The organism is Corynebacterium sp. NPDC060344 (assembly GCF_042725215.1).
Lineage (GTDB): Bacteria > Actinomycetota > Actinomycetes > Mycobacteriales > Mycobacteriaceae > Corynebacterium.
This window is the reverse complement of sequence record NZ_JBHXCS010000002.1, coordinates 354,395-365,613: the sequence shown is the minus strand read 5'-3', so window position 1 is coordinate 365,613 and position 11,219 is coordinate 354,395. Positions and strand designations below refer to the sequence as shown.

The following is an 11,219-nucleotide window of genomic DNA, read 5'->3' as shown; positions in this document are numbered from 1 at the left end:
GGGCGGCCGGCGCTACACCTCCAGGCCGTACTTCTTCAGGCGCTTGCGGTCGGCCGCCGACGCCGACGCGGTGAGCTTGAGCAGCTCGGCGTAGATGCCACCGGAGACCGCCAGCTCGGCGGGGGAGCCGACTTCGTCGACGCGGCCATTGTCGAGGGTGACGATGGTGTCCACGTTCGAGATCGTGGACAGTCGGTGGGCGATGATGATGGTCGTGCGGCCCTCCATCAGCTTCTCCAGGCCGTGCTGGACCTCGCGCTCGGCCTTGGTGTCCAGGGCGGAGGTCGCCTCGTCGAGCAGCAGTACCGGGGCGTCCTTGAGGATCGCCCGCGCAATGGCCACGCGCTGCTTCTGCCCGCCGGACAGCTTCAGGCCGCGCTCGCCGATGGTGGTGCCGTAGCCCTCGGGGAAGCGGCGGATGAAGCCGTCGGCGTTGGCGCGGCGGGCGGCGTCCTCGATCTCCGCGTCGGTGGCGTCGGGGCGGCCGTAGGCGATGTTCTCGCGGATGGTGCCGGAGAACAGTGCGGCGTCCTGGAACACCACGCCGACCGAGTCGCGCAGGGCGTCCATGTCGACGTCGCGCACGTCGGCGCCGCAGACCTCCAGCGTGCCGCCGGTGGGCTGGTAGAACCCAAGGATGAGGTTGACCAGCGTCGACTTGCCGCCGCCGGACTCGCCGACCAGCGCGACGCGCTCGCCGCGCCCGGCCCGGAAGGTCACGCCCTCGAGGACGGGATTGCCTTCCTCGTAGGCGAAGGACACGTCGTCGAGCTCGATGACGGGCCCGCCGTCGGCGGGCGGGGCCAGGCGGTTCGGTGCCGTCGCGGGGATCGGGCCGGTGGCCGTGGCCCCGGCTTCGGAACGGTTGCGTGACGACGTCCCGGCGTCGTCCGGAACACCGCCGTCGGTGGCCGCGGCCGCGATGAGCTCCTTGGGGGCGGAGGCCTCCGATTCCAGGGCCATGACGTCGAAGTAGTCGCGGGAGCCGGCGACGGCGCGCTGGGCTGCATCGACGAGGAAGCTCATCATCATCGCGGGCTGGCGGGCCATGTTCACCAGCTGGATGAGCATGACCATCGTGCCGATGGAGAAGTCGCCGTTCAACGTGCGCAGGAACAGCAGCAGGTAGATGCCGAAGAAGATGACGTTGAGGATCGATCCGCGCAGCGCGTCCATGCGGTGCCACCACGTGGACTGTTCGCGGGTCAGGCCCACGGTGGCGTCGTAATGCCCGGCGAAGTCGCGGACCTCGCGGGTCTCGGCGGTGAAGGAGCGCACGACCTTGACCTGGCCGACGACCTCGGCGAAACGGCCGCCGGCGAGGTCGACGCGGGCGTTCTTCTTGCCCTCGATCTTCTGCCAGCGCTTCGACGTCAGCGCCGTCAGCCACATGTAGGTGGGGAACACCGCCGCCAGCAGCAGCGCCAGCGGCCAGTAGTGCCAGCCCGTGATGCCCAGCACCGCGAAGACGGTGAGCAGCATGGGGAAGAAGTTGTTGGAAAACGACTGCAGGAACTGCGTGACGTTGGTGATCGACCGTTCCAGCCGGGCGATGATGGTGCCCGTGACCTGGTCGTCGAAGTAGCGCTGCGGCAGCGACAGGAGTTTGGCGAAGTAGCGGGTCGACAGGATCTCGCGCATCCGGGCCGTCATCACGTCGCCGAGGTAGCCGCCGATGTTCTGCACGATCGTCTGCACCAGGTCGGCGATGAGCAGGCCGATGGCCAGCCAGATGATCGCCGTGACCGCGCGCGAGACGGTGTCGGGGTCGCCGGCGCCGACGGCCTCGACGATGGTGTCGGTGGCGTCGCGGATGAGGAACGGGCTGACCAGCGCCGCGACGGCGGTGGCGACCGAGCTGATGACGATGCCGACGTAGAAGGGCCACAGCACCTTCGTCGTGCCGAGGATTCGGGCGAGGTATTGCACGGGATCTCTCCTGTCGGGGTGGGGCAGGCGGCGGCTCGCGCGATTCCGGCGTCCGGGCTGGTGGCCACCGGCGCATCGAGTACCAACTTTGTACAACCCCGCGGGAGCGGCCGCTATTCCCCGCAGTCCACCGCGTGGCACACCGCGGTGTCGGTCCACCACGTGCCGTTGCCGGGGTGGCGCACCCACAGGCGCCGCGGGGTCGGCCCCGGTGCGGCGCCGGCGTCGACGAGGACGTCGGTCGCCGTGCGCGTCGACCATCGGAACAGGCCGTCGCGGTAGAAGTGCAGGCGGCGCCCATCCGCGTCGCGCAAGATGAGCGTCTCGCCTTCGCCGGCCGGGGTCAGCGACTCGACGGTCGCGTGCAGCGCGCCGGCCGGCGGGGCTTCCGGGGCCGCGACGGGCGCGGGGTAGGCGGGGCGCAGGGCCGGGTCGCTTGACGACGAGCCGGCGCCCCCGTCACCGCCGCCCGATCGCCGGTGCCACGTCGCCGCGAAGCGGAGGCGGCGGGCCTCTGCGGAACTGTCGGCGGAGTTGTCGGCGACTGCGTTTGTGTCGGCAGCGTTCGTGCTGCCGGTGTTCGTGGTGGCGGCGTTCGTGCTGATGGTGGTGCGCATGGCGGGGTGTCCTCCCGGTCGAGTTCTTCCGACCGCCGGAGTCGCCGGCGGTGGCCGGTCTTCCCGGGAGGGCACCGTGGCTCGAACCGCGGTTGCCGTGCGGCGATGAAGTCCCGGGGCCATGTCTCGCCCGCCGCAACTCTGGACCTGCCGCCACTATAGACCAAGCGGTCTATTCGGTGTCAAGCAACCTCGCCACCGCCGCCAGCGGCAGCTCGAGCCAACCGGGGCGATTCTGTGCCTCGTACAGGCACTCGTAAATCGCCTTGTCCAGGATGAACGCGTCGAGCAGCGCAGCATCATCGCGGGGGTCGCGGCCCGACGTCGACGCATAGCCCTCGAGGAACGCGCCGACGTTGTGGTTGGCCCATTCGCCGACTCGGAAGCGCTGCTGGCGGGAATCCTCGCGGCCGGTCAGCAACGGGTAGTGCGCCGCGTAATCGAAGGAGCGCACCATGCCGGCGACATCGCGCAGCGGATGGTCCGGCAGCCGGCGCTCGTCCCACGGACGCGACGGCTCGCCCTCGAAATCGATGAGCAGCCAATGCCGCGGCGTGCGCAGCACCTGACCCAGGTGCAGGTCGCCATGGATGCGCTGGACGGGCACGCCCTCGTCGCCGACGGAGGCGGCTGCCTTGGCGAAGACCGCCTCGGCGTCGTCGTAAAGCTCCTTGACCTGCGGAACCACCGCAGCCACGTGCTGCAGGCGCGCCCGCATCGGCGCGACGAGCTCCTCGCCCGACACGCGGCGGCGCACCGGCACCGTCGCGGCGAGGTTGTCGTGGACCTCGGCCACCGCGGCACCCAGCGCCGCGGACTCGACGCCGAAATCGGTGCCCAGATCCTCCGGCTGCAGATCGCCCTCGCGGATGATGTCGCGCACCGACGTCAGCGCCATCGACCAGCCATCGGCCGAATTGGGCACGAACTCCTGGAGCATCGCCGTGGTGTACGTCTCGCCGTCGACCTCCAGCTCGGCCCAGCCGAACAGGCGCGGCACCGACGCGCAGTCGGCGGCCGACAGCGCGGCCAGCAGCTCGACGTCGGCATTGGTGCCCGGGTGCAGGCGACGGAAGAACTTCACCATCACCTCGTCGTCGAAGATCACCGAGGTGTTGGACTGCTCCACGCCCATCGGCCGGCCCTTCTCCGGCACGGCCAGCTCCGCGCCCGGCACGCGCTTGAGCTCCATCGGGCCCAGCTTGCCGTCGGCGGCCAGCGCACGGCCCAGGGCCGTCACCGCCGCAGGATCGACCAGCGCGTCATAGCCGATGACGCCCTCGCCGGCGACGAGCAGCGCATCCTCCTGGGCCTCCGGCAGGGAGTCGCCCCACGCGATGGGCACCAGGTAGGCGGGGGAGGCGTCGCCGGCGTGGACGCGCACGAACAGCACGTCGACGTCGGGGCTCTCCGCATCACCGCGCACGACCGGCGCCTGGACCAGGATCTCCAACCGGTCGATGCCGGCGGCCTTGTCCGCGAAGAAACGCTGCACCGGCAGGGTGCGGGTCAGCTCCGACGCGATCAAACCGGCGTCGGTGGGGGTGTCAGTGACATGGTCGTTGACGTTGTCGTTCATCGATTCGCCTCTCGCTCATCGGAATCATCGGCGTGGTCGGCCGTCGCCGCCACCGGGGCGTCGGAAATGGCCTGCGCCACCGGCACCGTCGGCGCCGCGGAGCTCGCGCCGACCGCCGGGGCCTCCGGCGGCGCCTGCAGCTCGAACCAGTAGAAGCCGTGGCCCGGCAGGGTGATCTGGTAGGAATCCGCGCCGACCTCGGGGAACGGCACCGAGCCGGTCAGCTCCACCGGGGTGGCGCCGGCGAACTCCGACAGGTCCAGCTCCACGGCCTGCGGGTACTTGGACAGGTTGTTGACGCACAGCAGGCGCTCGTCGTCATGCTCGCGCAGGTAGGTGAGCACCGACGGGTTGTCGCTGTCGAGCTCGCGGAAGTCGCCCAGGCCGAAGGCGCGGTACTTCTTGCGCACGTGCACCATCCGGCGCACCCAGTTGAGCAGGGAGTTCGTCGAGCCCATCTGGCTTTCGACGTTGATGCCCTGGTAGCCGTAGGTCGCGTCCTGGATGGTCGGCAGGTACAGGCGGCCCGGATCGCAGCGGGAGAACCCGGCGTTGCGGTCGGGCGACCACTGCATCGGGGTGCGCACCGCGTCGCGGTCGCCGAGCCAGATGTTGTCGCCCATGCCGATCTCGTCGCCGTAGTACAGCACCGGCGAGCCTGGCAGCGACAGCAGCATGGCGTTGAACAGCTCCAGCTGGTTGCGGTCGTTGTCCAGCAGCGGCGCCAGGCGGCGGCGGATGCCGATGTTCGCCTTCATCCGCGGGTCCTTCGCGTACTCGGCGTACATGAAGTCGCGCTCGGCGTCGGTGACCATCTCCAGCGTCAGCTCGTCGTGGTTGCGCAGGAAGATGCCCCACTGCGCCGACGACGGGATGTCCGGCGTCGATTCGAGGATCTCGGAGATGGGGAAGCGCGACTCGCGGCGCACGGCCATGAAGATGCGCGGCATCAGCGGGAAGTGGAACGCCATGTGGCACTCGTCGCCGCCGACCTCCGGGTCGCCGAAGTACTCGACGACGTCCTCCGGCCACTGGTTGGCCTCGGCCAGCAGCACGCAGCCGGGGTACTCCTCGTCCATGACCGCGCGGCACTTCTTCAGGAAGTCATGCGTCTCGGGCAGGTTCTCGCAGTTGGTGCCCTCGCGCTCGAACAGGTACGGCACGGCGTCGAGGCGGAAGCCGTCGAGCCCCAGGTCGGACCAGAAGCGCAGGACGTCGATCATGGCCTCCTGCACGGCCGGGTTGTCGTAGTTGAGGTCCGGCTGGTGCGAGAAGAAGCGGTGCCAGTAGTACTGGCCGCGCACCGGGTCGTACGTCCAGTTGGAGTCCTCGGTGTCCACGAAGATGATGCGCGCGCCCGAATAAGTGTCGGGGTCGTCGGTCCACACGTAAAAGTCGCCGTAGGGCCCGTCGGGGTCCATGCGCGACTGCTGGAACCATTCGTGGCTGTCGGAGGTGTGGTTCATCACCAGGTCGGTGATCACGCGGATGCCGCGGGCGTGGGCTTCGTCGAGAAGCAGCTTGAAGTCCTCGACGGTGCCGAACTCCGGCAGCACTGCGCGGAAGTCGCGGATGTCGTACCCGCCGTCGCGCAGGGGCGAGTCGTAGAACGGCGGGAGCCACAGACAGTCCACGCCGAGCCACTGCAGGTAGTCGAGTTTCTCCCGCAGGCCGTTCAAGTCGCCGGAACCGTTGTTGTCCGAGTCGTTGAACGCGCGCACGAGAACCTCGTAGAACACCGCGCTTCGATACCAATCATGCATGCGGACCAGCGTAGGGAAACGCCGGTCATCGCGCAGATGAACGCGTTCGGGCGCCTCCGAAATCCGGCAGGTGGGCACGTCCGCGTGCCCGGTTCGCGCCCGCGGACCCCCGCATCGGCAGGGGTTCACGAGGGGATGGGTGAGGGGAGGGCGCCGATTGCTTGACGACGCCTACGCGCCCCGCCGTTCGTCCAGCACCCGCATCAGCCGTGCCGCGTCGTCCGGCGCGAGTTGGGCGGCGGCGACGGTGATGGGGCCGCCGACGAGGTCGATGCGCACGGTGTACAGCGACAATGCGCGCGACAGCGGGCCCTGCTGCAGCGTGTGGCCCTGGATGCGCGTCCACGGGATGATCGTCCGGTACCGGCGCAGGCGGCCCGAAGTGATGACCAGCGCCCGGGGCGTGACGCGGACCGTCTGGTTGCGCCAGTCGATGGGGGAGAGCCAGACGGCGCGCTGCGGCGACGACCACATCGCCTCGGAGGGCTGGCGGCGCAGGTCGGTCATGCGGCCGATGAGGCCGTCGACCACAGCGTCCGAATCCGGCACGTGGGCGACGGGCAGCAGGACGGTGGAGATCTCCGATCCCTCACCGGCGTATCCGGCGACGTTGATGCGCACGGTCGACCAGTGCATGGGCCGCCACCAGGCCGGTTCGACGATCTGCACCGCGTGGATGCGGCGGACGGGAATGGTCTGGCGGCGCGTCGCCGTCAGTCCCGCGCTGATGTGCAGGCGCCCGGCGCGGTCGTCGGCCGACAGCGTGAAACCGTGGAACTTGTTCCACTTCTGCCAGACCGAGGCGACGATGCCGAAGAGGAACACGGCCACGCCGATGAACGACGTGCCGGCGATGGCTCCGAAGGTCATGACGATCGCCTCGGTCACCGACACTCCCTCCACCGCGCCGAGGGCGGTCAGCGCGGCGAAGGACGCGAAGAAAGCGATCGGGATGAAGAGCAGGACCAGCAGCCCGGGGCCGAGCGCCGCCGACGCGAACAGGCGGCCCGGAGGCACGGGGCCGTGGATCGCCGTGGCGTGGTCGGCGTTCTGGTCTGGGCCCTGGTCACCGCTTTGGCCGGGGAGCTGGCGGGGATCGTGGCCGGGCGGCGGTCCGTAACCGTGGCCTTCGGTTTCCCGCTTGGCCTCGAGGACCGCGGCCCGTACGGCGCGGCAATCGTCCATGGTGAGGAAACGGATGGTCAGGTCGGAGTCATCGCCGCCGGCGGTCTCCACCTTCACCTCGCCCAATCCCGCCAAACGCGCGAGCAACGGCTGATTGACGTCCACGGCCTGGACGCGGTCGAACCGGGCAGTGCGCCGCGATCGGATGAGCCAGCCCGAACCGATGCGCACTTCGTCGTCGGCAAGCTCGAAGAATCGGTACCGCCACGACACCCACGACAGCGCGGCCGTGACGGCGACGGCGAGGAGCGCGACGCCGGTGGACACCAGCCACACGATCGGGCCGGAGTCGGTGAGCAACTCGATGATCTTGCCCAGGGAGGTCGACTGTTGGACCACGTTGAACGCGATGATCGCGATGACCGCCGCCAACGCCCGCCCGCCGGCAAGCAGCGGAGTGACCGGATGCACGCGGCGTCGGCCCGGGCCGATCGGGCCGGGGCGAGAGGGGATGCCGCTGCCGCCGGCGTCGTGGCCTCCTCGGCCCACGGGGCCGCGGTCGTCGGGGCCGCCGGGGCCGTGGTGGGAAGGGTTGGGGTGGGAAGGGGCGGTCACAGCCCGGCCATCCTCTCCCGCGCCCGGCCGGAGAGTCGCTCGCGCAGTTCATGGGCCTCTGCCCGGGGCAGCCCCGACAACTGCGCATCGGAGGAGGCCGAAGCCGTGTTGAGCTTGACCGTGGCCAGGCCGAACGCGCGGAGGATCGGGCCTTCGTCGATGTCGATGAACTGGATGCGGCCATAGGGGACCACCGTGACCGAGCGCCACCAGCGGCCGCGGGCGACGATCATGTCCTCCGCATCCTCCCGGTACCTGTGCGCCGACACCTGGCGGCCGATGACCCAGAAGATCCACGCGAACAGGACGGCGACCGCTCCGGCGGCGATCCACCACAGGGGGTGGACGAGCACCGCGAGGACGGCCCCGGCGACCACGAATGGCAGCAGCCAGATGGCCGCCGAAATCCGGCGTACCGTCGCCAGCTTCGGAGACACGGGGGTCAGGTGGGGAGTGTCGGGATCCAGTAGGTCCAGCGCCATGGCCCCGAAGCTATCAGCCGCCGCGGATTCGCGATGGGCGAGCACCGGCACCGCCATGGGGATGTCCGGCGTCCGGCATAGTGGGGGACATGGAACCGCAGCGACGAGACGACCACCACGACCCCCGCCGCCCCGGCGACGCGGACCCGCGGCCGCAGTGGGACGGCAGCCCCGATCCGCGGCCGATGCACGAGCGCGGCGGCGCCGACGGTGACCCGCACGGCGACAACCTGTTCATGAAGTACCGCGCAGTCTGGGCGGTGCTGATCACCCTCATCACGCTGCTGGTGTGCTGGCAGATCCTGCAGATCGTCCTCGACGTCGGCATCTGAGCCTCCGGCGGATCCAGCGGCCCAGTGCGGATGGGGTGGATGGGCCGCTGGGGCGAATGTGGCGAATCTGGCGGATCTAGCGGATCTAATGGACCGGTTGAGGTATAAGAGATCTAACTGCCCGAGTCTCGTATAACAGATCTAACAAGCGGGGCCGGAATCCCGCAGACCCTGCACGATCGAAAGGAGCTCCGGCCATGACCGCAGCCAGACGACCGCGCAATCCGTTTCGCCCGACCTTCGGAGTGTCTCCGCAGGTGCTGGCCGGTCGTGATCGGCTCCTGGAGGATTTCGAGCTCGCGCTGGCGGAGGGCCCCGGCAGTCCCTATCGGGCGATCCTGGTCAGCGGCGCGAGGGGCATAGGCAAGACGGTGCTGCTCAACGAGCTCGAAGACGTCGCCCGCGGCCAGGGCTGGGTCATCGCGCGCGCTCACGTGGGGGAGTCGCTCATCGGCGACCTCGTCCACACCACGCTGCCGGGCCTCATCGCCGACGTCGCGGACGAGGTGCCCCGCAGGACGGTGACGGGAGCGTCCATCACGGGCATCGGCTCCATTTCCGTCTCCGCGCCAGCCGACGAACGCCCCGCACCGACGCTCATCGGCCGTCTGCGCGAGGCCTCGGAGCTGCTGCGCTCCCGTGGAACGGGGCTGCTCATCACCATCGACGAGGTCCAGAGCGCCGACCCGGCCGCGATGAAGCAGCTGGCGATCGCCTACCAGGATCTCGTCCGCGACGATTTCGACGTCGCCTTCGCCGCCGCCGGCCTGCCCCACGGCATCGACCAGTTGCTGCAGCTGGAGGGGACGACGTTCCTCCGTCGCGCGGAGCGCCTCGAGCTGGGCCCCGTCGACCGCGACGCGGCGATCGACGCGCTGCTGAGGACCTCGGCCGATGGCGGCCGTCCGATGGATGCGGCTGCCGCCGCGGTCGCGGCCGACATTTCCCGCGGGTACCCGTACCTCATCCAGCTGGTGGGGTCGCTGGCGTGGGCCCGGGCCTCGCTTGGCGACGGCCCCTCGATCACCCGTTCCGACGTCACCGCCATTCGCGATCGCGCCATCGACCGGATGGGCGCCCAAGTGCACAGGCCGTCCCTGAGCGGAGTGCCCGACGGCGAAAGGGCCGTGCTGGAGGTCATGGCGGAGATCATGGCGGAGACCGGCGAAGAATCTGCGCCGACCGGTGAGATCGCCGCCCGTCTCGGATGGACGCCGCAGGGGTTGTCCCCGCGTCGGGCCCGGCTGATCGAAAGGGAATTGGTCCGGTCCCCGCAATTCGGCCGCCTCGCGTTCGCACTGCCGTACTTCGGGGAGTACATCACCTCGCTGAAGTAAGGGAGCGAAGTAAGGGAGCAGAGCCGGGACAGAGTCAGGCCCGGCCGAACATCGCCCGCACCCCGCCCCACGGGTCCGGCTCGTCGGCCTCGACCGCCTGCGCCCCGCCGCCGAACCAAATGCGCCCGGTGCGCTGCGGCGGCGAGTAGCGCGGCCAGCCGGGGTCGCCGGTGCGGATGAACGACACCACCTGATCGTGGAACGGGTGCCCGGCCTCGCGGCCGAAGAACCGGGCCAGATCCACGCAATGCGGGGCGCCGTCGGTGACGCGCCCGTCGGGGCCGATGCCCGTGCCCTCGCCGGGCCGGAACTCGCCGACCCACGTCGGCATTCCCGCCGCAGCCGAGGAATCGGCGACGGCCACGGCGCTGGCCCGGATCGCCGCATCGGAGATCACCCCGCCTACGGGCCGGTCGCCGGCCTCCGGCGGCAGCGGGCCGGTCGCACCGTGCGCCGCCCCGATCGCCCTGGCCAACATCCGCGCGCCGGGCAGCCCATCGGCCCTGATCAGCGGCGGCACGAAATGGAACTCTTCGCTGGTGGCCGTGACCATCAGCGGCACCCGCGGCCTGATCTCCCGGATGCGCGGGCCCACCGCCGTATCGGTCGGCGCGACCGCGGCCAGCAGGCGGTATGCCTTGTCGGCGATCTCCGGGGAGGGCGCACCCGACGGGCCGATGCCTCCGAGGCGGGCGAGCAGGCGTCGCAAAGCACTGCCGGAGCCCCGCGACAGCCCGGGCGACAGGGCGATGACCCGGTGCACCAGCCCCGTCGACCTCGCGTCGGAGGCCAGCGCCAGCGCCAGCCCCGCGCCCGCCGACTGCCCGGACAATGTGACGTTGCCGGGGTCGGCGCCGAAGGCCGCGGCATTGTCGCGGACCCAGCGCAGCGCGTGGAGCAGGTCATCGACCGCCCGGTACGGCGCCGCGCCCGGCTCACCGACGCGGCCCTCGCCGGCGGTGCGCCAGAACCCGTCGAGCGTCTTGCGGTAGCCCAGCGACACCGCGACGATGCCCTCCTGCGCGAACCGGCGCATGGTGCACCACGGCTCGGAGGGGTGGCCCTCCTCGAAACGGCCGCCGTGGATCCACAACAGGATGGGCCGGCCGGGACCGGCATTTCGCTTGACGACGGATGCAGGGGCCGTCACCGTCAACTGCATGTGCCCGACGCCCTGGCGAAGGGGAGTGCCGGACCCGTCGCCCATCGGATCGCCGATCGGCTCGCGCCCATCGTGCGCGCCGGGCGGCACCGGCGATGACGGCCCGAACGGCTCGGCCGTGGCATACGGGATGGTGTGGATGCGCAGGATGCCGTCCGAGACGTGGCCGGTCAGGGCACCGGCCGGGGCATCGACGGTAATTTCCGCCGAGCCCGGGCGGGCGCCGGGAATCGGCGTGGCATCGGAATGGCTCATGGCGACAAGCGTAAACGCCCGAT

9 protein-coding genes and 1 riboswitch are annotated in these 11,219 nt (G+C 70.4%); of the genes, 2 read left to right on the top strand and 7 right to left on the bottom strand.

From position 1 onward, the window contains the following. Positions 1-12 precede the first annotated feature (12 nt). From ACFWGD_RS04360 to ACFWGD_RS04335, 6 genes are all read right to left on the bottom strand, one after another. Positions 13-1,929, bottom strand: coding sequence for an ABC transporter ATP-binding protein (locus ACFWGD_RS04360; protein ID WP_377777334.1), 1,917 nt, complete (start codon positions 1,927-1,929; stop codon positions 13-15). Between the two features lie 113 nt (positions 1,930-2,042). Further along, positions 2,043-2,546, bottom strand: a complete 504-nt coding sequence (locus ACFWGD_RS04355; RefSeq protein WP_377777332.1) for a hypothetical protein — start codon at positions 2,544-2,546, stop codon at positions 2,043-2,045. 17 nt (positions 2,547-2,563) lie between these two features. Next, a riboswitch (SAM riboswitch) is annotated at positions 2,564-2,694 on the bottom strand. A 24-nt stretch (positions 2,695-2,718) separates the two neighbouring features. Further along, positions 2,719-4,125, bottom strand: coding sequence for a phosphotransferase (locus tag ACFWGD_RS04350; RefSeq protein WP_377777331.1), 1,407 nt, complete (start codon positions 4,123-4,125; stop codon positions 2,719-2,721). Beyond that, on the bottom strand, positions 4,122-5,888 hold the full coding sequence (gene treS / locus ACFWGD_RS04345) for a maltose alpha-D-glucosyltransferase (protein ID WP_377777330.1): 1,767 nt from the start codon (positions 5,886-5,888) through the stop codon (positions 4,122-4,124). Before treS ends, ACFWGD_RS04350 begins: the two co-directional genes overlap by 4 nt. A 171-nt stretch (positions 5,889-6,059) precedes the next feature. Further along, positions 6,060-7,628, bottom strand: a complete 1,569-nt coding sequence (locus ACFWGD_RS04340) for a PH domain-containing protein (protein ID WP_377777329.1) — start codon at positions 7,626-7,628, stop codon at positions 6,060-6,062. After that, positions 7,625-8,110 (bottom strand): PH domain-containing protein, encoded by a 486-nt coding sequence (locus tag ACFWGD_RS04335; protein WP_377777328.1) that lies wholly within the window; start codon positions 8,108-8,110, stop codon positions 7,625-7,627. The genes ACFWGD_RS04340 and ACFWGD_RS04335 overlap by 4 nt, the downstream gene beginning before the upstream one ends. Before the next feature lie 89 nt (positions 8,111-8,199). Between ACFWGD_RS04335 and ACFWGD_RS04330 the strand changes: the two genes are divergently transcribed. Then, positions 8,200-8,442: a hypothetical protein gene (locus tag ACFWGD_RS04330; protein WP_377777327.1), complete on the top strand. Its 243-nt coding sequence runs from the start codon at positions 8,200-8,202 to the stop codon at positions 8,440-8,442. Between the two features lie 197 nt (positions 8,443-8,639). Next, positions 8,640-9,779 (top strand): AAA family ATPase, encoded by a 1,140-nt coding sequence (locus ACFWGD_RS04325; protein ID WP_377777325.1) that lies wholly within the window; start codon positions 8,640-8,642, stop codon positions 9,777-9,779. A 34-nt stretch (positions 9,780-9,813) separates the two neighbouring features. Here the strand turns inward: ACFWGD_RS04325 and ACFWGD_RS04320 are convergent, their stop codons facing one another. Continuing rightward, positions 9,814-11,196: a carboxylesterase family protein gene (locus ACFWGD_RS04320; RefSeq protein ID WP_377777324.1), complete on the bottom strand. Its 1,383-nt coding sequence runs from the start codon at positions 11,194-11,196 to the stop codon at positions 9,814-9,816. Positions 11,197-11,219: the final 23 nt, after the last annotated feature.